The organism is Pseudovibrio sp. SCP20 (assembly GCF_057774105.1).
On sequence record NZ_JBYMDH010000001.1, the window covers coordinates 1,770,653 to 1,792,723 of the forward strand.

Genomic DNA, 22,071 nt, shown 5'->3' on the forward strand with positions numbered 1-22,071 from the left:
TGGATCTTGCAATCCAACTCCCAAGTTCTTCAAGAAACTCTATATTTTAGAAAGTCGTCTGAACCCTGAAGAGCGCACTCGCCTCATCAAAATCCTTCTCATCATCAGGAGACGTTCTGGAGTATCCGAGATCAACCCCCATCTCCATACCAGCGACCGGTGACCAGACCAGATCCCAATCCAACGCAAACCGATCAAAGTCTGAAAGCGCCGCACCTGTCGGCGTATCAACCACCGCATAACTCGCATCAAAGTCAGTTCTCACCTCCGGCGTCACATAGTGTGTGAACCCACCGGAGAAGGACAGCGCCTCGGTCTTCCGTGTATCTCCATTGATGTAATAGGCGTCAAAAACCTCATCATCATCAATGCCTACGTAAGAAACAGCACCATTTGCATACTGGAACTGCAAAGCCATAGCGTCCTGACCACCCAGTTGCGGTAGGTTAATAATAGCCCCTGCCCCCATGGCCCAACCAATATCGCCTGGAACATAAGCAGCTTCTGGCCGAATGTTGGTTACAGCAGCTGCAAGCTTGGCACTGCCCCAATCCCCATCCATACGGAAAGCGGCAATCGCATCCGGCGCCTTGTTACCAGCCTTACCATTCTCACTGGCAACACCCGTAAACACACCATGTGCCCGATAAACCGGATCTTCGATGGAAACGGTCACAGACACACCACCATCAAACACTTCGGTATAAGCCGCAGCCCATGAGTTGGTATCAGACCAGTCCCGATGCACCGCCCCAAACGTTGCACCAGTAAAGAAGTCAAACAGAGATCCCGTCCGGCCGATCGTGAAACCACCAAACTGAATGTACGCCTTGTTCAAATCCATCTCCGGAGACTCTCCATACCGTTCAGTATCGGAGTCTACAGTGGCACGTAGCTCTGAAAACGTACGAACAAAGCCAAACTCAGTCTCAGATCGCGCATCCATACGGATGTAGGACCGCGCCCGGAAGCGCATAGAGTTCAGATCACGCCCCTTAGGACCATCATCAACCACCCCACCCCAGTTATTGGGCTTTTTCGGGAACCGGCGATACTGCGCATCCGTCCGCACGCGCCCACTCAACCGCAGGCATGTTTGTGTTCCTGGAATAAAGAAAAAGCCCTCTCCGTAAGCATCACAAACCTGAACGTAGTCCAGCGGCTCCACCAGATTAAGTGGCTCAGGCTCAGCTTCAAAAACAGGTTTAGGCAAGTCAGTCGCCTGTGCTGCTACTCCGAATGACAGCAAGACCGGCAGGAATATTAGCTTCTTCGTCATGGTATCGAACCTCCATCCGTCACTCGGAGTAGTCGAACACCCACAAATGCGCCGCTATTAATCGGCTGCAATGACTACCCCTGTGCAACTAGACAATTACGCCAAGGTTCAATTTTCGCAATTACTATGGATTAGGCAGGATTTTCTCACCCAATCGAAACGAGCAAAGGATTTAACTGAGCAAAATAGTGCGGATTAAGAGATCACCCAATCGGATTACTCATTGAGAACTTAAGTACCACGCACAAATGGGAAAGCCCGACGGGTTGGAACCGCCGGGCCTGAGAGACTGATTGAAAGATCAGGATATATGAACTTCAACCAGATATAGATTAGAAGGTTTTGACCAAAACCAAAACTCATAAAATCTTGAAGTAGTACCTTCCTATACCCCCTGCACATGCAAGTCTGTGGCAGGTATCACATCAAGGCTTTATACAAACGGTCCCGGCGACGCCGCCGCCGAGACCCTCAATCTAAGAGATCTTAGAAGGAGTACTGCAGACGAGTAGCAATTTTTGCTTCGTCAGAGTCAACGTTGTTTGCTTCAGAACGTGCCCAACCAGCGTCCAGGATCATAGAGAGACCAGCAACTGGAGAGTAAGTCAGAGAACCGTTAACAACAGTTTTAGAGAACTCATCGTTGTTGTCATCTTCAGTAGAAGCATAAGAAGCGTCAAGTGCACCGGTTAGCATGTCTGTCATGGCAACTTTTACACCAGCACCAACAACAAATCCGCGAGCATCGTCACCCTGAGTTACATCACCACCAGCAGCATCAATCAGAGTAAGAGCATCTGCCGCATATGCAGCACCCAGACCGAAGGTTACTTTGTCAGTAGCTGCGATTTCGGCAGAACCAGATACAGCAAAGCCGCGCTCATCTTGAGCGTAAGCGAAAGATGCTGCAGACAGATTTGCAGAGAACATGCCCTGAGCAACACCGAGAGTTGCAATGTAGTTCAACTCTTTTGAAGCAGTTTTAGCGTCGAAGTAAGCGTTTGCATCTTCAACAGCGAACTCAGCAGTGAAACCGTTACCCAAAGAAGCAGCAACATTAACACCCAGGCCGTCTTCACCACCAGAGCTGATACCGATTACGCCAATGGAAGAGAAACCGCCAAACTGTGTCCAAGCAGAACCAGTACGACCTGCGGTTACAGTAACGTTATCAAAACCAAGCTGAACATATGTGTTACCGGTAGAAATTGTCTTCTCACCGAGGTCGTTCCACTCTGCTTCAAATTCAGTGTGTGTTTTGATTGTAGCGAACTCAGTGAATGCTACAGCATCAAAGTACACGAAACCTTCTGCTTTTGCAGAGTGTGCATTTGCATAAGAAACTTCTTCATTCCAAGCGCCAGCATTAGCAATGGTCTGAGTGTCATCGTAAGATTCAGTCAGGTCATGTGAAGTAAGAGTTACGCGAGTCTTACCGGAAATAGACAGGCAAACGTCTTTGCCTGGCAGCTTGAAGTAGCCAGCGCCAGCTGCAGAGCATACTTCTACGTATTCTACTGGCTCTGCAACTACTGGAAGGTCAGCAGCCATTGCTGGAGTAGCAGCTGCAGCAGCAGATGCCGCGATAGCGAGTTTCTTGAAGTTCATCACAAGCTTCCCATAAATTAGGATTTTAAACTTTATTTAAAACAGATCATCAAACCGCAATTCAGGTGCGAACACCGTCATCAAACGTCTCTGAACTGTCCCCGTGAACCTCCTGCCTCAATTCAAGCGCCTACTTGAAGAGAAAGCCCCCTGAAGGTTCGTGAGGAAAAATTACAATGTTTGGAGTTTTAGGCAAGCCCACTTGTGTTTTGCTCTTGCCCATTTCTACTTGTGAGTTTTTACATGTGTCTTTTTGACAACACGACAATTAGGCAAGTCCAACACCGGCTCTCAGTAGTTCGAAGGGCTCAACCCCTGACAAACAGATAAATTTGAGCTACCAAACTTTGAAAATATATTGAATTTCATCGATATATATCAATTATTTAAAGAGATAAAACGCACATTCACTCACTCAGCAAAAATCAACTAAAGTTATCAGCACAACTGCGGCTACGAGTGGAATCTTGAATGAACATTCAATGTGAATAAAAGCCTCATAGAATTAGGCAAATCACTTCGATATCATCGATCAAGAGTTCATTAAGCACCTTGACTAATCTAATAACACTTCCTTGAAAGGCACCTTCCCACGAAGGAACAAGCAACTCAAACTAGATATACGCTTATACTAGGAGCATAGATTTTAAAGGCTGTAAGACACGTCCTGACAATGAAACAGCTGCTAACTTCAACAACTAGCTGCAGCCCAGCCCTACACACAAGTATGAAATCAGATTACCGAAAAGCGTCTACAGTTAGCATCTTTATGCTAAACACCTATACAGCCCTTCATAAACATCTTTGAACAAAAAAAAGCCTCGATAACCGTAGTTATCGAGGCTTTCGGCGTTAGATAGCGATTTAAACCATCAAACTTTTCACACCAGATTAGAAGGTGTACTGTACGCGTGCACCAATCTTAGAGATATCGGTAGCTTTAACGTCGTCAGCATCTGCCTGTTCCCAGCCAGCAGCAACAGCGAACACCAGGCCTGCAACTGGAGCGTATGCAACAGAACCGTTCACAGCAAAGCGTGTAGAATCGATGTCATTATCCAGTGCCAAGTAAGACATATCCAACTGAGTGGAAACTGTGTCGGTCAGGGATGTCTGGAAACCAGCAGCCAGTGAGTAACCAGTCGCGTCTGCTTCAGAAACATCGATGTATTCGCCTGCTTCATCAGCATACTGAGCCTGGAAAGTAACTTCAGTACCTTCTTTCAGCATGTCGAGGTTGAATACAGCAGTTGCACCTACACCATATCCGTAATCATCATGACCTGCGCGATCATGCAGAACACCAGCCAGTTTGAAAGAACCCCAACCCTGAGACACCTGGAGTGCACCAAGAAGGTCAGCAGCATTCTCTTCACCGCCACGGTAAGTAGAATCCTGAGCAGCAACAGATGCAGTTACGCCATTTCCGAGATCAGCGGTGAACTGAACCTGAAGAGCAGAACTATCAGACAGATCTGTATCTACAGGGCCAATGTAAGTGTAACCGGTGAAGGAATCGAAGAGAGAAGCCGTACGACCAAAGAGGAAGGAACCGTAACCGGTGCCGAGCTGCAGGTACACGTCACCAGCGTCAATGCTTGCATTTGTAGTGTCGTCAGACCAAGACGCAGTCAACTCTGTGTAGGTTTTGATTGTACCAATTTCAGAGTTAGTCATTGAAGTGAAGTACAGATAGCCTTTTGCGTAAGCATCGTACTCATCGCCATCATTAGAATTGCCATCGTCATCACGATCGCCTTTCTCAGCAGAAAGATTGCCAGATACAACCTGTGCACGAATACGACCGCCGAGTTTGATGCATGTGTCTTTGCCTGGCAGCTTGAAGAAGCCTGCGCCAAATGCGTCACATGCCTGTACATAGTCAACTGGTTCAGCTGCTACTGGCAGATCTGCTGCCTGAGATGAAGTTGCAACTGCAGCAGCTGCTGCAGCGAGTGCAAGAGTCTTAACGTTCATAATCCTGACCTTCCAATGTCTCTCAATAGAAAGAAGAAATTGGTGTGACCTGTTTGGAGCAGCTCACATCTCCTCTTTTCCCAGCGACACGAGAACCTGAGAGGCTTGCCCAAAATTTGGCAAAGCAATCAATCGGCTCGACCGCGTCGATGGACATATTGATGCCCGACGAGATGGAAGATCGCAATATAAACCTAGTAGTTTGAAAGGGGAGAAACATCACCACGTGAAAGTAGTGTGTTTTTTTTGACACAACGGCTTCATGGAGGGCATCACCCATACAAGCCGCGCATCTCAAGTCACAACCATTCTAATAACAGCTAACAAGCTGATTTTGCTAAATTATTTACACTAAAACGTGACATAACCTAATAGTATTCACTATTAAAAAAAATCAAATCCGATGCACATTTGAAAAAAAAGGCGCTCTGGGGATTAAAATGCCGACTAGAATTTAACAGGCAAATTGAAAAGACAAATAGGCAAGCCCCCTACACTCATCAGCTTCTTCAAACAGAGGAACCCGGTGGTTTTGGACACCACCGGGAATGAGAGTCATTGGAAAATCAGGATTATTGAATGTCCAATGGAGGTCTAAGGCTTAAGTCAGCCTTAGAAAGAACGCTGTACGCGGAAGTTCAAGACACCAGCATCTTTTTTAGATTCACCATCAAGATCATCCTGCTTCCAGCCAGCACCAGCAGAGAACAACAGACCTGAAACTGGACGGTACTCCAGAGTACCGGCTACAACGACCTGATTGAAGTCAACATCGCCAGCACCAGCTTCAACATCAAGGTAGGAAGCTTCTACGCCGGAAGACAGCTCACTTGTCCAGTTGTGCTTATAACCACCTGCAACAGACCACGCTTTGTTGGTTTCAATGTCGCCATCAGCATCAAGGACTGCGTCAGCAATATCACTTCCGGCGCCAACATAAGCCATTGCACCGTCCGCATAAGCAGCCTGGAAGTTAACCACATCGCCAGGAGCAATCATGTCAAGATTGAAACCAACAGCACCGGCAACAGCGTATCCAACTTCAGAGGAGTCACGGCCAACTGATGTATCAACTTTGGTTACAGCACCAGAAAGACCAGCATAGCCCCACCCTTGGTTCAACAGAACCTTCGCAACGAAGGAAGGAAGAGTGTTACCTGCTTTATTAAGTTCAGGAGCACCGACTTCTACGCCTTGTTCACGGTCAGCGTTGTCTTCAATAGACGCAGCAATCGTCAGGCCGTTACCCAGCGCGTGGGTATAAGATGCCTGCCATACGGTGTCGTCAGCCAAATGGCGGTCAAACAGATTGGAAGCAAGTTCACCAGTCCAGAGGTCAAATGCAGAAGTCGCAAGACCAAAAGTGAAACCACCGATCTGAACATAACCTTTGTCCAGCTTAACACCGTCAGAGCCGCGTGAGTCGGAGTTAGAAGTGTACTGGAAGTCCATATATGTACGGATCAAGCCCAGCTCAGACTGTGTACGGGTATCAATACGCAGGTTCGCACGGGAACGGAAGTTGTGGTTGTTGTCTTCTCTGCTGTAATCTTCATCGTCCAGCAAATCTGTGAAACGTGCTTCAACACGGATACGACCGCCGATTTTGATTGCAGTCTCAGTACCTGGCAGTACGAAGAAGCCTGCGCCGTATGCGTCGTTGATGCGTACGTAGTCTACTGGCGCGATGTCAGCTGGAAGATCAGCAGCCTGAGCGGAAGTTGCAGCAGCTGCAGCAGCGGCTGCGATTGCGATAGCCTTAAAGTTCATAATTCTAACTTTCTTTAAAACCAGAGCAGCTCGACCCTATGTCGATCCCTGACCACTCTGGCTCCCCACTTGCGCTTGCCGATCAAATCAATGTTTGAAACAGTGATTTTCTCAGCGGACACCGTCATGTGTGCCCTGCGCTGTTCACATCATCAATATTTGTGATATTTAGATTTTAATCAATAATTCAAATGGAGTTTGAATTTTGTGAAATAGCGATGTGACACAATTAACACACTAAATATGAAGGAATATAAAGCGTTTTAGCTTCATCGCAGAGCGCTCTCAAAGAGAAACTGAAGCAACTCGCGAGTAAAAATACATCATATTTTATGATGTTAAGAATTCACTGATCCATCCAAGTCATACTGGCTACAACCCGAGCACCTTCGCCCCATAACTCTATATTTTCTGCAGCAAAAATCGGTGAGTCGAGCTTAGAAATACATACCTAAACACGAAATCCGAGATCAAACTCATCACACACATATCATAATATAATTATATAAATAATTTTGATAGATAATATAGCACCAAATACATCAAATTGATATAATTCAACAATATCAAATAGTTAAATCATAAATTCACTTCAAATCCGCACATCCAAACCTAAATGCACTTTTTGACAAGTACTGTGCGCAATGTGGACAAGCCTCCCCACAACCCGTTTCTCTCGATAAAACGCACCAGAAAACAGCACTCAACACAAAAGGGCAGCCACTTGTGTGACTGCCCTCTTCAATCAAAACCGTGCTTAAGACTTAGGCTTGTCCCTCAATCAGCTTCCTGCGCAACCATCCCGAGAGTTGATCCATCAACATCACGACAATAATAATAAGGAAGATAAGGTAGAGCGTGTTCTCCCAATCTTGCCGCGTACGCATTGTCTCAATCAGCTTGAGACCAATGCCCCCTGCTCCCAGCGCCCCAATCACCGTCGCGCTGCGAGTGTTACTCTCCAGATAATAAAGCATCTGAGAAATGAAGAGCGGCAGAATTTGCGGAAACAGTCCGAACCGATATTTCTGAACCGGAGAAGCGCCGGTTGCCTGAACACCTTCGGCCTGCTTCTTATCCGCATTCTCGATCGCTTCAGAGAACAGCTTACCGAATGTCCCCGTATCCGTGAAGAAGATCGCAAAGATACCAGAAAGAGGTCCCAACCCAAACGCTCGGATAAAGATCAGTGACCAGATCAGCATGTCGACTCCGCGCAGGAAGTCGAAGAACCGCCGTACACCTGTCCGCGCCAGTCGAACCGGGTTCACATTCGCTGCAGCAGCAAACGCCAATGGCAAAGCCAAAATGCCGGCAATCAGTGTCCCAACCACAGCCATGATCAAAGTCTGTAGCAAAGCAAAATAGACTTCGCCATGTTGCCACTCACTGTTTGTCCAAAACTCATTGAACATAAAGCGTAGGTTGGAGATGTCCGGATCAATCCTGTCAGAAGAGAATGCCAGCGAAAGCAGCTCCCCCGAACTCAGCCCATTCAGTTTGCTGTCAAAGTCGAACCAGAAGTTCTCCCAGCCCACAAAATAGCGATGCACCTCAACCTTGCTCTTCGTCAGCCAGATACGGGTATAAAAAGAGGGGCGCGCATTCACCTGTGTCTTGGAAACCTTAAGCCAGTCAGCCTCCGCACCAGACACAAACTGCGGTGCACCATCTCCAACCTTGAAAACAAAGTCCTGCTCATAAGAAGGATGGGTATAGGTCACTAACCCATCACCAAACCGCAGCACTCCATCTCCGCCGAGATCGAAGGTGGTTTGACCGCCAGACTGAGCAATCCAGTTCGGCTGCTCTTTATATATAGAGCGTCGATTGCCTTCTAAGCTCACAACAAAGCCTTGATCCGCTTTCTTGAACTGATACTTCGCGTGCACTTTGTGAGCATAAGCATCCAGCGCAAACAACTGCGCCATGTCCCCACGCGCTTTTTCAATCACGCCCGGAACACCAAAGGCAAAGAAGCAAATCACGAGATAGACGACAACGAGCAGAGAAAGCCCCGGCCCCAGCAGTCGCTTTTTCCATCCCTGCTCAATGATACCCGGATAAAGAGTATCCAACCGCTGCGCATCATCGGAAAGCGCGGCATCTGATAAACGAACATCTGTCATAGCGCGCTCCCTCAAACCTGACTTGTCTGACCAATCAGCTTCTGCCGCATCCACCCGCTCAGGTAATCAATGGACGTGATAGAAATGACCAGCATGAAGATAATGACGAGAATGTCGGCACCGTAGTTCCAATCCACCACCATTTTCAGCTCGGCTCCAAGGCCACCTGCCCCCACAAATCCAAGGATGGCCGAGGCGCGAACATTCACCTCCAGGCGCAACAATCCATAAGAAAGAAAGTTCGGCAGCACCTGAGGCAGAATGCCAAAGCGGATTTGCTCCAGCCAATTACCGCCCACACTGCGGATCCCCTCAACAGCCTTCAGGTCACAGTTCTCATTCACCTCAGAAAACTGCTTGGCCAAAGCTCCAATCGTGTGCGTGGTCACTGCAATCACTGCAGCAACCGGGCTCGGCCCGAAAATCAGCACCAGCAAAAGCGCAATCACGATTTCAGGAAACGCACGGAAGATATCCATCACACGGCGCATAACACCAACAATATACCGGTTGCTCACCAGATTGCGGCTGGCCACAAAACTCAGCGCACCACCAAGAAAGAAAGCCAGAAGCGTAGAGACCAGCGCAATGTTCACTGTCTCCAGAAGATAAGGGAGGTATTGAAGCACAAGCCCGAAGAGACCAACCAATCCCTTTTCATAGGCCCCGACGAAAAGCTCTACCGGATAATCAAAGAATTTATCCAACCCGGCCCAAAAGCCACCGGAGTTCGCCTCGTCGGCAATATATAAGCCGCCGAAAATGCTCAAAGCACAAAGCCCGAGCAGTGTTATTGTATAAAGAGTACGGCGCCGGGCAACTCGCTCATAGGCCTGAGAGATTTCGGCCAGACGGGAAGCTTCGGCAAGCGCCAGATGAGCGGCCACTTCAACATCCTCCAAACAGGAAAAAACTGAGAGCCCTCGCGACCCTCATAAAGAAAGGGCGCGGTGAGATCCGCGCCCTTCAATAATCAATGAGAGTTAGTTAGCTTTTTTCGCTTCAATCTTACGGCGGCGCGCTTCAACAATGGTCTTGTAGAAGTCATGGTTCACATCCACGAAGTCAGCATACTCACCGCCCTGTGCGGAGTAGAAACACTCGGTGTTGTCGGTCACCATGGACTTCAACGAGGCAACAACCTTCTGTTTCACATCAGCTGGCAGAGACTTACGTACTACAAGCGGACCATTCGGGATCAGAGGTGACTTCCACACCTGAACCAGATCGGACATATCAACCATGCCCTTATCAACCATCTTACGCAGGTTGCCGGAGGTGTAGCCCTCTTCCCACTCACCAACGCCGGATGCCCAGGTCACACCACCATCAACATCACCATTCAAAACAGCCAAAACATTCTGCTCATGACCACCAGAGAACTGAGTAGACGCGAAGTACTCATCCAGCTTCAGGCCCATTTCATCAAAAGCAACGGAAGGCACCAGATAGCCTGAGGTCGAGTTTGGGTCAGCAAAGCCCATGCGCTTACCCTTCATGTCTTCCAGAGTTTCAATGCCGGAATCTGCACGCGCCACCATCACAGAGTAGTAGCCAGTCGCACCATCCGTCTGCTTGGTGGTCAGCACAGGCTCAACCGCATCTGGAGCAGAAAGGTAAACTGCGGAATAGCCAGAAGCGCCAAGCTCAGCATAATCCAGGTTTCCACCCTTCAGGCCCTCAATGGTGCCAGCATAGTCCGCTGCCGGGAAAAGCTTGACCGGAACACCAAGAAGCTTTTCAAAACGATCAACCAGACACTGGTTGGAACGAAGACGATCTGCTTCGTTCTCTCCACCAAGAATACCAATGCGGAACTCGGTGATTTTCTCTTCAGCCAGAGCCACAGGCGCAGCAAGAAGGGTTGTGCTGACAGCAAGAGCTGCAGCAACTTTAGCGACGATTTTCATCAGAGCACTCCAATATCAGAATAAAAATCTAAAACCCGCTGCTACTCAGCAGCAGAGACGACAGGTGAAGCCTCACGTGTCGCCAGTTCCAGGGCAGCGATCTTTGCACCTTCGCTGCCAAGAGACGTAGAGGTCATCCCCTCCTCAAAGCTCTCATCTGCGCCGTAAATCTCACGGGCAACGCTGGTGGAAAGCTCATCTGGCTTCCCATCAAACACAATCTCACCGTCACGCATGCCAATCACGCGGTCGCAGTAGTTGCGAGCAGTATCAAGAGTATGGAGATTACAAATAACTGTCAGGCCATCTTCGGTGTTGATCGCCTTCAGCGCATCCATCACCACCTGCGCATTCATCGGATCAAGCGATGCAATCGGCTCATCCGCCAGCAGCATTTTCGGCTCCTGCATCAAAGCCCGGGCAATCGCCACACGCTGCTGCTGACCACCAGAAAGATTTTCTGCTCGCTTCAAAGCCGTTTCGGCGATACCCAAACGCTCAAGCTTCAAAAGGGCCTGCACCCGTTCTTCCCGGGTAAACAGCTTAAGCATGCTGGAAACAGTGTCATGTGCATTGAGCCGGCCAAGCATCACATTGGTCAGAACATCAAGCCGCGGCACAAGGTTGAACTGCTGAAAGATCATGGCACAGTCACGCTGCCATCTGCGCTTATGCGCGCCTTGCAGAGCCAGCACATCCACGCCATCGACAAGAACCCGCCCATCTGTGGCAGGCGTCAACCGGTTGATCATCCGCAGCAAGGTCGACTTGCCTGCACCAGAGCGACCAATGATGCCTATCATCTGGGGCTTCTCGACAATAAAGCTTGCGCCTTTTACAGCAACATGCGCCCCGAATTCTTTTCTAACGCCTTCAAACTGGATCAAGAGTTCAACCCCGGTGCCTGTTAAAATTTCACGTACTAGGCACACGCGATTGTTACAGACAAATGACGCCTCTCCTCAAACCCACCCCGTCAAAAAACCGTCACACCCCACTTCCCCAACCAAGCTGGCAAAACAAGCAGTGCATTACGTTTTTGTGACAAAGAGGGGAAATGCATCAGCGCGTAGGCGCACCTGCAAGATATGCAGAGTTAGAAGAAGAATCGAAAAAGGTGGAAGCTCTTGGCGCGATGACCACAGCAACAAGCTCAACACCAACAGCTCCAACTGACGATATTCAACTCTAAACATGTAAAGGGAAGATGGCGGACACGGAGGGATTCGAACCCTCGAGACCCTTCCGGGCCTACTCCCTTAGCAGGGGAGCGCCTTCGACCACTCGGCCACGTGTCCATGCCCGGGTAGATACCCACGAACCATCTGAAATTCAAGAGCAAGTAGCAACTGTAGCTGTGGAAACAGAAAATACCCTGTGTAGAAACTGCAAAACATCGCAGACCTCCCCGATTTCTCCTTAGCCAGAAATTTTGGGCACCCTCTTTACAAGAAAACAAAACAGGCGTAAATTTCAATCAAACGATTGATTGAATAAGAAGGTGTCATCATGTCAAACACCCCTACCCCTGACGAACTGCGCGAAGCGCTGGCATCTGACACGCCCTCCGCAAAGACAAAACGGGATCTGATTGAATCTGCCCTCTACCACTTCGGCCACGAAGGGTACGCCGGCACCTCAACCCGCTCCATCGCGCAAACCGCAAAAACGAACATCGCCTCGATCGCCTACCACTTTGATGGCAAGGCCGGATTGAAGCGGGCCTGCATCAACTTTGTCGCCATGGCCATTGGAGATGTGCTCTCGGTCATCCTGAACAGAAAGCTCACGGACATCGAGCACCTGTCGCCAGAAGAAGCGCGCGCCAAAATTCTGGAGATGATCGACCGCATGATCACCTTCACCCAGACCAATAAGCGTGCAGAGCTGGTGATCGGGTTTATGCTGAAGGAAGTGCTCCACTCTCCTGATGAGATCGACACGCTCTATCACATGCTCTTTGAACCGCTGATGGACCGCGTCACCGCCCTCTTCAGCCGCGCCACTGGACAGCCCGTCACGTCGGATGAGCTGAAGCTCGCCATCTTCGCCATGATCGGCCAGCTGCTTTACATCCGTCTGGCCCGCCCACTGGTGCTCAAGCGCATGGGGTGGCAGGCCGTTGGCCCGGATGAGCTGGCGCAGATCAAGGCGATCCTGACACGCTCCATCAATGCCCTCCTCGATGATTTGTCGAAAGGCCCGGACCATGCTTAATGTCTGCGCACTTCCCATTGTTGCTGGGTGGGTCGCGTTTTGTGCGCCAGAACCCAACCTGACAGCCGGCTATGTAGAAGGAGAGTACCTCAAGCTTGCGCCCGTGGAACTCTCCGAGATCGCTGATGTGAAGGTGGAAGAAGGAGAACTGGTCAAGAAGGGTCAGCTCATCGCCGTGCTGGAAGCCTCTGATGCCACCATGAAGCTGGCTGAAGCAAAAGCACAGCTGCAGCAGACACTCGCCTCGCTGAACGACCTCAAGCTTGGCAAACGCCCGGAAGAGATTGACGTGCTGAACGCCACGCTGCGCTCAGCACAGGCGCAGGCCAAACATTCCCAGAACGTCTACGACAGATATCAGGGTCTGCTCTCCCGCAAGGTCATCTCGCAAGCGCAGTTTGATGAGGTGGAAACCGCCCTTCTCGTAGCACAGGCCCGCATCACTGAGCTGAAGGCCCAGCTTTCCGTTGCCAAACTGCCAGCCCGTGAGGACCAGATCGCCGCAGCTGAAAGCCAGTATGAAATGGCAAAAGCCAAGGTTGATCTGGCAGAATGGCTGCTGGAGAAGCGTAAAATCTACGCTCCAGAAGATGCCAAGGTCACAGACGTGTTCTTGCACTCTGGTGAAATGGCAGGCCCGACGGCTCCTGTTGCCAGCCTGTTGCCCGTCAACTCCATCAAGCTGCACTTTTATGTGCCGGAAGAGCACTACGGCCAGCTGAAGCTTGGCACCAAATTCAATGCCCGATGCTCCGGTTGCACCACGCTGCAAGCCCTGCAGATCACCCATATTGCAGAAGGCCCGGAATTTACACCGCCTGTCATCTATTCTTTAGAGACACGGGAGAAACTGGTCTACGAAATACAGGCCAAGCCCATCACCACGCATTCTCAGTTGAGACCCGGTCAGATTTTTGACGTTGATCTGGACAGCTTGCAATGAACGCAATCGAAGTCACAGGCCTGACAAAACGCTTTGGCGACAAGTTGGTCGTCAACAATGTCTCGCTTAAAGTCAAATCAGGTGAAATAGTTGGCTTCCTTGGACCCAACGGCTCAGGCAAAACCACCAGCATCCGTATGATGTGCGGTCTGCTGCGGCCAGACGAAGGTCACGGTCAGGTGCTGGGCTACGATCTGATCAAAGACCGCCTGCTGATCAAAAGCCAGGTCGGCTACATGACGCAGAAGTTCTCGTTCTACGAAGACTTGACCATCGAAGAGAACCTGAGCTTTGTAGCGCGGCTTTATAATCTGAAGCCCGTCAAGAAACACACAACCGAAACACTCGAAAAGCTTGGCTTGCTTTCTCGCCGCAATCAGCTGGCTGGCGAACTGTCAGGGGGGTGGAAGCAGCGCCTTGCTCTGGCAGCCTGCACCATGCACAAACCTAAACTGCTTCTGCTGGACGAACCCACCGCAGGCGTTGACCCCAAAGCCCGCCGCGACTTCTGGGAGGAAATCCACCGCCTCGCCGCTGATGGCATGACGGTGCTGGTCTCCACCCATTACATGGATGAAGCAGAACGCTGCCATCGCATCACCTATATCTCTTACGGCGAACTTCTGGCCGATGGCTCCCTGCATGATGTCATCGCAGATGCCGGACTGCACACATACTCACTCACTGGCCCCAATCTTGAACGGTTCATTCCAGAGCTTCAAAACAACAAAGGTGTGCAGCAAGTCGCGCCATTCGGCAACTCTCTGCACGTCACAGGAACAGACCTTCAGGCCCTGAAACGCGCGCTCAAACCACTTGAGCAGCACGAAGACATCCAGATCGAAGAATCAGAAACCAATCTGGAAGATGTCTTCATCAAGTTCATGAGCGACAGCACGGACAACATGCAATGAGCAGCATCTTCTCCCTACAGCGGCTCTTTGCCATGCTCATCAAAGAGTTCATCCAGATGCGCCGCGATCGTGTCACCTTCGCCATGATGCTCGGCATACCGCTGGTCCAGCTTGTGCTGTTTGGCTACGCCATCAACAATGACCCACGCGGCCTGCCAACAGCGCTGGTCTCTCTGGCAAATGATCCCTACTCCCGCGCAGCAGTCACCGCACTGGAGAACTCCCAGTACTTCAAGTTCACGGATAGAGACCTCTCTCCGTCTGAAGCTCGCACTCTTCTTAGAAAAGGCGAAGTCACCTTTGTGGTGACGATCCCGAGCGACTTTGCCAAGCAGGCAGAAGCAGGAACACCCAACGCTCTCATTGAGGCAGATGCAACAGATCCGGCAGCCTCCGGTGCGGCAGTGGCCTCCGCCCCCTCCATCATTGAACGCGCCGTTGCCTCCGTGAAGCAAAAGAACCCCAGCCTGAAGCAGGATCTTTTGAAGTCCAGCACGATCATTCATCGCAAATACAATCCGGAAGGCATCACCCAGTACAACATCGTGCCCGGCCTGCTTGGCGTTATCCTGCAGCTGACACTGGTGATGATGACGAGCATTGCCCTCACCCGCGAGACCGAACGCGGCACCATGGAGAACCTGCTGGCCATGCCCGCTTCTCCCTTTGAGATCATGTGCGGCAAGGTCCTGCCCTATCTGGCCGTGGGCGCAGTTCAGGTCGCTGTGGTGCTGGTTGCGGGTCGCATCCTGTTCAGCATTCCGTTTGAGGGTGACCTGATGCTGCTCATTGGCGCTATTCTGGTATTCGTGCTCTCACTGGTGCTGCTGGGGTACTTCATCTCAACCATCGCCCGCACTCAAATGCAGGCCATGCAGATGACGTTCTTCTTCTTCCTGCCATCCTTGTTACTCTCCGGCTTCATGTTCCCTTATGCAGGCATGCCGGGCTGGGCGCAGGCATTGGGCGAGATCTTTCCGCTCACCCATTTCCTCAGAGTGGTCCGCGCGATCCTGCTCAAAGGAGCGGAATGGAATGAGATTTCCGTCAGCGTCTACACGCTCTTCCTTTTCGTTGCCGTGCTCCTGATGCTGGCCCTCAAGAGATTCAAACGCACGCTGGACTAAGACAAGAAACAAAAGAGGCGCTGAATTCCAGCGCCTCTTTTTTGTTCATCAGCTCGCTTCCAAAGCCTCAGCTCTTTGGGAGTTTTCTCCCTCTCCTGAGTCATTTGAGACAAGGTTTGCCATCAGGCGGAAGGCACCTGGCACCAGCTTCTCCATCTGGTGATGCAGAATAAGCGAGGTATGAATGTGCTGGCCTTGCCCAAACACACCGGAAAGCAGAATGCCCTGGTGAGGCGCTTCATCCGGGTCTGCTATCTCCAGCAGCGGCTCATAAGCTTCATCCCAGCTCTTAGCAAAGTACAGCCCGCGTTCTTTGTGCCAGTTCGCCCAATCCGTCTCACCAATGGCGTTCGGCTGGTTGAGCAAATCATGCTGCGGGTTCAGGTAGCGTACCTCTGCATTTTCATCAGTCACCCGCCAGCGCAGGCTCGGCGAGCCAATCTCAAGCCGTTTCAGCGGAAGTTTGTCCGCATCCCAGCGATCCCATGGGCGATGATAAAGCGTGATCAGACGGCCACCGGCCTTCACCCAGTCATGAATCTCTTCAATCCCGTCATGCAGATCCTGCCTGTTGCGGAACGCGAAGATACCAATCACCAGAGTGTCCAACACTTGCAGGCGCTGCGCACTCAGCTCTCCAGCAGACAGCTCTACCACATCAGCACCAATGTCACCGAGCCATTTGCCAACCCGGTCATTACCACTGCCAACGTAGCCAACACGCTGAGCCGCAAGACGGGCCTCCACCACGCAAACACGGATTGTTGCTGGTGTAACTCGCACCCTCTGGCTCACATGCGGATAGGAAACCACATGCACCGTGTGAGCGGGCTCTCCATCTTGCAAGATTGGCAGCTCATAAAGCCCGTCGGCCACATTGTCTGGCAATGCCAGCTGGAACACACCATCGTCTGAGCGCACTTGCCAGCCATCCGGCACATCAAGTGACAAGCCGGAAGCATTGCCACTCACAGCAACACTGAGAGAACGCCCCGCCAACGCGCTGTTGAGCACGAAGTTGGTTTCATCAAGTTCCACCACATGACTTGGCAAAACAACAGGCTCCACCTCAAACGCAAGCCGCGTTTCAACCTCCACCCCGTGGGATGTAAACTGAAGCTTTGCGCAAGGTGCCTGAAGAACATCTGGCTTATAAATCGCAGGATACGGATCGCTGGTTGCAGCGTCTGCACTCACCTGCACACGGCCCTCTTGCACGCTCCACCCGTCAGGCAGATCCAGCTCATAGCGCACGGCATCGCGGTTACATTCAAACGTAACCTCTGCGGTATCACCACGCTTCAGCTGATCCTGAGAGAGACGAAGCGAGGCAACAATGCCTTCGGACAGCTCCAGCACTTTCGCCAGTTGCAGCTCTTTGCGCTGCAAGCGGTGCAGAACCTCATCACGCGCCGCTTCCGGACACTCATCCTGAGCCTTGCGAACCAGCTTCAGTGCCTGTGCCGCCGCCGCTCCAATCATGGCGCGGTTTGGGAATGCCTCAATCGCATCCAGGCAGTGGTCGTGCGCCTTGTCCAAAAGAGCGCCCAAGGCAGGTGCTCCAGCAAAGGAGGCAAGCTCCGAAAGATCACGCGGCAGGTTGTCAGAAAGAGACTGCTCCTCCGTGCCAACGGTGCTTTCCGCCAGATGCAACGGCCAGACGTTGTTGGTGCTGTAATTCCGCCAGCGTCCCATGCCTTGCGTTTTGTGGAACGCACGCGATTGCTCGCCAATCTGCGCCCAGCTCCAGCCGGTGACTTCTTCCTCGCCATTGCCATCAAACTCAAGCGTCGCAGGTGGTGGCGGAACCTCATCATCATACGCCCCACCGGCGCCAGACCAGGCTGGCAGATAAAGCTTCTTCACCGTCCAGCACGGCAGATCAACATCAGGGAAATCAGGATCAGCCGCCGCTTTCATCACTTCAAACGCAGCCTGTGTCATGGCGCGATGGTGACCATGCTGGCCGGGAATGTTCAGAAAGGTCGGGCTGATGATGTCCGGACGCTCCTGCCGGATAATCTCAACAAACCGCTTCAGCGTGCGCTGATGCCCCCATTTGCCAAGTGTCTCCACTCCGCTCTTCGAGAACCCGAAGTCGAAGATATCATCCTTAGCATTTTCAGAGAGCCAGTACATGCGCATGTTCAGCACATCGCAGGCTTTTTCCATCTCAGCCGTGCGCAGAACACCGAGGTTCTCAGTGGCCTCAGTGCCAATATCATTCTGTCCGCCCTCACCGCGGTTAGCGCAAGCATAAGACAACGCAATTCCGTCACGAAGACCGATGGCCGCCAGCATTTCAGAAATCTCATCATCCGGATGAGCACCCGTATTCATGAAGGAGACTGTTGACTTGAGCGGCTGCAAGGCACGCCAAAGCTCCACCATCCGCACATGTTGCTTATGCGCGGCAATACGTTCTTGATCTGAAAGTGGCATCTCGTCCCCTCAGGCTACCTTCGAAATACTTGGAATATACGTGTCGTGAATAATCAGGGCCGCTGCGCCAAGAGCAGCCGTCATCCAACCGGAGGCACCACGTACCACGCGCGGCAAAGTCCGGTCAGCGCGAACGGAAACCGTCGCATCAATCAGATCCAGCTTATCAATCAGCCGTTCCAACAATTCCGGCGGCATGGCACCACCCAGAATAACAGCCTCCGGATCAAACAGATTCTCCAGCGTGCCAATGGCCTGTGCCAGCGGATCAGCTGCTTCACTAATCCACTCTTCCAGATCAGGATCATTGGCAGCCAGCAGATCAGAAAGATCCTTCTGGCTCTCCGCAGACTTGCCACGCTTTTGCAAAAACTCGCTGGCCGCCATACGGCTGGTATAGGTTTCAAGGCACCCACGATTGCCACAGGAGCAAAGCCGTCCGCCCCGTTCTACAACCACGTGCCCCAGTTCTCCCGCGTTGCCAAACGCACCGCGCAGGATCTCTCCATTGGAGATCACACCAAGGCCAAGGCCAGTCCCGAAATAAACAAAACAGAAGGATTGCAGCTCCGTCGCCGAGCCCGTGGTCTGCTCCGCAATCGCCGCCGCCGTCGCATCATTTTCCACCCGCACCGGCACCTGCAGCACGTCTTCAAACAGCGCCTGCGGGTCTTTATCATCCCAGCCAACCAGCTCCGCTTTACCTGCACCGGTTAATCCCACGCGTCCAAACGGACCCGGCATAACGATTCCCGCACCCAGAACAGGTGGCGCGTTCTTGCCAATGGACGAAAGCGCCTCATCACAGGCTGCTTTCACCGCAGGCAGAACAACAGCCGGTTCACTGCTCTCGATATGTATGCGTTTGGTATAAAGCGTATCGCCGAGAAAGTTCACCAGCGCGCATAAAATCGCGTTGGGGCGAACCTCAACCCCAAGCGCCACGGCGCCTGCCGGGTTCAGCGTGTATTGCACCGCGGGCAGTCCGCGTCCTTTTGTCTGGCGTTCACCAGCAAGAATCAGCGCCTCACCTTCCAACTCCGCTATGATGTTACTCATCGCTTGTGTGGACAAACCGGTCAGGCGGGCAAGTTCTGCACGCCCCAGTTTACCATGGGAACGTAAGTGTCCGAGAACGACTTTCCTATTGTGAAGTCGAGTTCTTTCAGCGTTTGAGCCAATGATTTTAAGTGGTGCTTTTCGATGCATATCTATCCATTAATTCAAAACACTTGAATATTCAACTTAATTGAATTAAATCTGTTCAGCATTGTGAAATATTAAGAGAAGAACATTTCTTTTCGCAATTTATCAAAAGAAGCTGGGGCGAGGAATAGAGGGCAGCTCCGACTTTAGGACTTAGGAGAGGGTCAATGAAGCAATTGAAAAAGTGGATGCTGGGGGCAACCACCGCAGCTTGCGCAATGTATGCGGCAGGCAGCGCACAGGCAGTAGAAATTGAGTACTGGCAGTATTTCTTTGAGCCACGCGTCAAAGCAATGGAAACCCTGATCGAGAACTTCGAGAAGGCAAATCCGGACATCACCGTCAAGATGACCCACTTCCCGTATGCGGATTACCGCACGAAAGTGGCAGCAGCGATCCCTGCAGGTCAGGGCCCGGATGTGGTGCAGCTGTTCTATGGCTGGCTAAACGACTACGTCAACGCGCAGCTCATCCAGCCGCTACCAAACGACGTATTCCCGCCAGCTGAAATCGAAGCTGAGTTCTTCCCAATGGTTCAGGCCATGAAGCGCGGCGATCAGTACATGGCTCTGCCAACCGCAGTGCGCTCACTGGCTCTGTTCTACAACAAGCGCCTCTTCGACAAAGCTGGCATCGACGGCCCGCCGAAAACACTGGACGAGCTGGTTGAAACCGCCAAGAAACTCACCCAGACAGACGGCGCTGGCAACCTGTCCACCGTGGGCATCACCACTGGCATGAACGCGCAGGACCACCACTGGTTCCGCGAAGTGCTCGTACGCCAGTTCGGTGGCGATCCATACATGGATAACTACAAAAAGGTGAACTACAACACAGACGCTGGTAAAGCCGCTCTGAAGTACTACTCCGATCTTGAGTTCACCCACAAAGTGACCGCAGCAGGCTTCATGGATGAGCCGCAGGCAGCCTTCAAGGCAGGCCGCGCAGGCATGCACATCGATGGCTCCTTCCGCATCGGCGCACTCAACAAGGTCCGCGGCCTCAAGTGGGGCGTGGCAGAACTGCCAGCAGCTGCTGACGGAACCCAGTCCAACTACTCCTCCTACTGGGTCAACGGCATCACCTCCAAGGCAACCGGCGAGAAGTACGACGCAGCCGTCAAGTTCATGAAATACGTGACCTCCGATGAGGCTATGCAGGTCTGGCTCGACACCGTTGGCGAACTTCCTGCAAAGCCATCCGCTGCGATGACCGATGCAAACGCAAACCACGAAGTCTACGGCCCGTTCATCAAGGGTCTCGGCTATGCAAAGACAACCATCTTTGCCAACGAAAGTGGTCAGCGTCAGGCTCTGATGGACATGGTTGGCCGTATGCGTCTTGAAAGTCAGTCTGCTGAAGATTCCCTTGCTCAGGCAGCAGGCGAAGAGCAGAAGATCCTCGACGACTACTACAACTAAGCGTCTAAAACCGCTGCATCTCCAAAGATTGGAACCCGTTCTTCGGAAGAGGCGCGACGCAAAACAAAAGCATGTGAGGGCGATCTCTTTGCCCTCACATCTCAAGGTCAGCATATAGGGCAAAGGCTCTTTCAGCAGAGCCACAAAACACCTTAAAACAAAGAGTTAGAGCAGTCTCATGAATCATATTGTGAGCAAACTGCTGCAATTCCGGCTATAATCAGGGGGCGGTTTTGGGGATTTATAAAAGGCTCTCGATCTCACAAAAGCAGATCGTCTGGGCATGGGGGCTACTCGCCATCCCGATCGTTTTTTATGTGGTTGTGCGCTTCTATCCAACAGCGAACGCCATTCTGCTCTCTTTTCAGGAATGGAACCTGCTTGGCTCCCGCAGTTGGGCCGGGTTCGACAACTACATAAAGCTTTTCAGCGATCCAACCTTCTGGAAAGTGTTCGCCAACACCTTCCTCTATCTGATACTGGGAACACCAACTTCCCTGCTTCTGGCATTTGTGATCGCGTTCCATCTGGATAAGCTGCGCTTCATGCACGGCACCATCCGCGCACTGTACTTCCTGCCATTCATGACCAGCGCTGTGGCTATGGCATGGGTCTGGCGCTGGTTCTACCAGCCGGTTCCAATCGGCGTCTTCAACAACGCTCTGGCAACCTTCGGCATTCCGCAGATCCCGTTCCTGAACTCCACCACCTACGCCCTGCCGTCCATTCTGGCACCGGCCATTTGGGCAGGTCTCGGGTTCCAGGTCATCATCTTCATGGCCGGCCTGCGCGCCATTCCGCAAACCTATTATGAAGCAGCCCGCATTGATGGCATCTCCGCCTGGGAAACCTTGACTGAGATCACCATCCCGCTGCTCAAGCCAACCATCGTCTTTCTGGTTGTCTTCTCCTCCATCGGCTTCCTGCGCATCTTCGATCAGGTCTTCAACATGACCACGAACGATCCCGGCGGCCCGCTCAACTCCACCAAGCCGTTGGTTCTGATGATCTACGACACGGCCTTCAACTCTTTTGACATGGGGTATGCGGCAGCACAAACGGTTGTCCTGTTCACCGTTCTGCTCGTCGTCAGCCTGCTGCAACTGCGCGTCATGAGGGACAAGTAAT

Annotated in this window: 17 protein-coding genes and 1 tRNA gene; 7 read left to right on the forward strand and 11 right to left on the reverse strand. The window is 51.7% G+C overall.

What is annotated here, in order from left to right; genetic code table 11:
• Nucleotides 1-46: 46 nt before the first annotated feature.
• The 8 genes from AC3CB2_RS07815 to phnC form a co-directional block, all read right to left on the reverse strand.
• Nucleotides 47-1,279, reverse strand: a complete 1,233-nt coding sequence (locus AC3CB2_RS07815; RefSeq protein ID WP_352929469.1) for a porin — start codon at nucleotides 1,277-1,279, stop codon at nucleotides 47-49.
• Nucleotides 1,280-1,765: 486 nt separating this feature from the next.
• Nucleotides 1,766-2,887: a porin gene (locus AC3CB2_RS07820; protein WP_352929466.1), complete on the reverse strand. Its 1,122-nt coding sequence runs from the start codon at nucleotides 2,885-2,887 to the stop codon at nucleotides 1,766-1,768.
• An 891-nt stretch (nucleotides 2,888-3,778) separates the two neighbouring features.
• Complete coding sequence (locus AC3CB2_RS07825) at nucleotides 3,779-4,864, reverse strand: porin (protein WP_352929464.1); 1,086 nt, start codon at nucleotides 4,862-4,864, stop codon at nucleotides 3,779-3,781.
• 612 nt (nucleotides 4,865-5,476) lie between these two features.
• Entirely contained in the window at nucleotides 5,477-6,634 is a 1,158-nt protein-coding gene (locus AC3CB2_RS07830; RefSeq protein ID WP_352929461.1) for a porin, read from the reverse strand.
• A 764-nt stretch (nucleotides 6,635-7,398) separates the two neighbouring features.
• Nucleotides 7,399-8,763: a phosphonate ABC transporter, permease protein PhnE gene (gene phnE, locus AC3CB2_RS07835; RefSeq protein ID WP_352929458.1), complete on the reverse strand. Its 1,365-nt coding sequence runs from the start codon at nucleotides 8,761-8,763 to the stop codon at nucleotides 7,399-7,401.
• 11 nt (nucleotides 8,764-8,774) lie between these two features.
• Nucleotides 8,775-9,650 carry a phosphonate ABC transporter, permease protein PhnE gene (gene phnE, locus AC3CB2_RS07840; protein WP_352929455.1) on the reverse strand — a complete coding sequence of 292 codons (876 nt, stop codon included), beginning with the start codon at nucleotides 9,648-9,650 and terminating at the stop codon, nucleotides 8,775-8,777.
• 96 nt (nucleotides 9,651-9,746) lie between these two features.
• A complete protein-coding gene (phnD, locus tag AC3CB2_RS07845) occupies nucleotides 9,747-10,673 on the reverse strand; it encodes a phosphonate ABC transporter substrate-binding protein (RefSeq protein ID WP_008546699.1) in 927 nt (308 codons plus the stop codon).
• A 41-nt stretch (nucleotides 10,674-10,714) separates the two neighbouring features.
• Nucleotides 10,715-11,560, reverse strand: a complete 846-nt coding sequence (gene phnC, locus AC3CB2_RS07850; RefSeq protein WP_352929452.1) for a phosphonate ABC transporter ATP-binding protein — start codon at nucleotides 11,558-11,560, stop codon at nucleotides 10,715-10,717.
• 170 nt (nucleotides 11,561-11,730) lie between these two features.
• Here phnC and AC3CB2_RS07855 point away from each other — a divergent pair, with 170 nt between their 5' ends.
• A complete protein-coding gene (locus AC3CB2_RS07855) occupies nucleotides 11,731-11,865 on the forward strand; it encodes a hypothetical protein (RefSeq protein ID WP_352929449.1) in 135 nt (44 codons plus the stop codon).
• Nucleotides 11,866-11,881: 16 nt separating this feature from the next.
• On the opposite strand, the gene AC3CB2_RS07860 is transcribed toward AC3CB2_RS07855, so the two are convergent.
• A tRNA-Ser gene (locus tag AC3CB2_RS07860) sits at nucleotides 11,882-11,971 on the reverse strand.
• A gap of 211 nt (nucleotides 11,972-12,182) precedes the next feature.
• Here AC3CB2_RS07860 and AC3CB2_RS07865 point away from each other — a divergent pair.
• From AC3CB2_RS07865 to AC3CB2_RS07880, 4 genes are read left to right on the forward strand one after another with little or no spacing between them, the layout of a single operon-like run.
• Nucleotides 12,183-12,890, forward strand: coding sequence for a CerR family C-terminal domain-containing protein (locus AC3CB2_RS07865; protein ID WP_014286104.1), 708 nt, complete (start codon nucleotides 12,183-12,185; stop codon nucleotides 12,888-12,890).
• Entirely contained in the window at nucleotides 12,883-13,833 is a 951-nt protein-coding gene (locus AC3CB2_RS07870; RefSeq protein ID WP_352929446.1) for an HlyD family secretion protein, read from the forward strand. The genes AC3CB2_RS07865 and AC3CB2_RS07870 overlap by 8 nt, the downstream gene beginning before the upstream one ends.
• Nucleotides 13,830-14,747, forward strand: a complete 918-nt coding sequence (locus AC3CB2_RS07875) for an ABC transporter ATP-binding protein (RefSeq protein ID WP_352929443.1) — start codon at nucleotides 13,830-13,832, stop codon at nucleotides 14,745-14,747. Before AC3CB2_RS07870 ends, AC3CB2_RS07875 begins: the two co-directional genes overlap by 4 nt.
• Entirely contained in the window at nucleotides 14,744-15,874 is a 1,131-nt protein-coding gene (locus AC3CB2_RS07880; RefSeq protein WP_352929440.1) for an ABC transporter permease, read from the forward strand. Before AC3CB2_RS07875 ends, AC3CB2_RS07880 begins: the two co-directional genes overlap by 4 nt.
• A gap of 48 nt (nucleotides 15,875-15,922) precedes the next feature.
• On the opposite strand, the gene AC3CB2_RS07885 is transcribed toward AC3CB2_RS07880, so the two are convergent.
• Nucleotides 15,923-18,316, reverse strand: coding sequence for a PIG-L family deacetylase (locus tag AC3CB2_RS07885; RefSeq protein WP_352929437.1), 2,394 nt, complete (start codon nucleotides 18,314-18,316; stop codon nucleotides 15,923-15,925).
• Nucleotides 18,317-18,325: 9 nt separating this feature from the next.
• A complete protein-coding gene (locus AC3CB2_RS07890) occupies nucleotides 18,326-19,375 on the reverse strand; it encodes an ROK family protein (protein WP_352929434.1) in 1,050 nt (349 codons plus the stop codon).
• Between the two features lie 314 nt (nucleotides 19,376-19,689).
• Here AC3CB2_RS07890 and AC3CB2_RS07895 point away from each other — a divergent pair, with 314 nt between their 5' ends.
• Together AC3CB2_RS07895 and AC3CB2_RS07900 are read left to right on the forward strand one after the other, a co-directional pair.
• Nucleotides 19,690-20,943: a sugar ABC transporter substrate-binding protein gene (locus tag AC3CB2_RS07895; RefSeq protein WP_008546619.1), complete on the forward strand. Its 1,254-nt coding sequence runs from the start codon at nucleotides 19,690-19,692 to the stop codon at nucleotides 20,941-20,943.
• Nucleotides 20,944-21,176: 233 nt separating this feature from the next.
• Nucleotides 21,177-22,070 (forward strand): carbohydrate ABC transporter permease, encoded by an 894-nt coding sequence (locus AC3CB2_RS07900; protein WP_352929431.1) that lies wholly within the window; start codon nucleotides 21,177-21,179, stop codon nucleotides 22,068-22,070.
• The last annotated feature ends 1 nt before the right edge of the window (nucleotide 22,071 follow it).

Excerpts from the sequence above, each read along its gene's own strand:
- AC3CB2_RS07815 (WP_352929469.1), bottom strand. The coding sequence starts at position 1,279 with ATGACGAAGAAGCTAATATTCCTGCCGGTCTTGCTGTCATTCGGAGTA.
- AC3CB2_RS07820 (WP_352929466.1), bottom strand. The coding sequence starts at position 2,887 with ATGAACTTCAAGAAACTCGCTATCGCGGCATCTGCTGCTGCAGCTGCT.
- AC3CB2_RS07825 (WP_352929464.1), bottom strand. The coding sequence starts at position 4,864 with ATGAACGTTAAGACTCTTGCACTCGCTGCAGCAGCTGCTGCAGTTGCA.
- AC3CB2_RS07830 (WP_352929461.1), bottom strand. The coding sequence starts at position 6,634 with ATGAACTTTAAGGCTATCGCAATCGCAGCCGCTGCTGCAGCTGCTGCA.
- phnE (WP_352929458.1), bottom strand. The coding sequence starts at position 8,763 with ATGACAGATGTTCGTTTATCAGATGCCGCGCTTTCCGATGATGCGCAG.
- phnD (WP_008546699.1), bottom strand. The coding sequence starts at position 10,673 with ATGAAAATCGTCGCTAAAGTTGCTGCAGCTCTTGCTGTCAGCACAACC.
- AC3CB2_RS07855 (WP_352929449.1), top strand. The coding sequence starts at position 11,731 with ATGCATCAGCGCGTAGGCGCACCTGCAAGATATGCAGAGTTAGAAGAA.
- AC3CB2_RS07865 (WP_014286104.1), top strand. The coding sequence starts at position 12,183 with ATGTCAAACACCCCTACCCCTGACGAACTGCGCGAAGCGCTGGCATCT.
- AC3CB2_RS07870 (WP_352929446.1), top strand. The coding sequence starts at position 12,883 with ATGCTTAATGTCTGCGCACTTCCCATTGTTGCTGGGTGGGTCGCGTTT.
- AC3CB2_RS07875 (WP_352929443.1), top strand. The coding sequence starts at position 13,830 with ATGAACGCAATCGAAGTCACAGGCCTGACAAAACGCTTTGGCGACAAG.
- AC3CB2_RS07880 (WP_352929440.1), top strand. The coding sequence starts at position 14,744 with ATGAGCAGCATCTTCTCCCTACAGCGGCTCTTTGCCATGCTCATCAAA.
- AC3CB2_RS07885 (WP_352929437.1), bottom strand. The coding sequence starts at position 18,316 with ATGCCACTTTCAGATCAAGAACGTATTGCCGCGCATAAGCAACATGTG.
- AC3CB2_RS07890 (WP_352929434.1), bottom strand. The coding sequence starts at position 19,375 with ATGAGTAACATCATAGCGGAGTTGGAAGGTGAGGCGCTGATTCTTGCT.
- AC3CB2_RS07895 (WP_008546619.1), top strand. The coding sequence starts at position 19,690 with ATGAAGCAATTGAAAAAGTGGATGCTGGGGGCAACCACCGCAGCTTGC.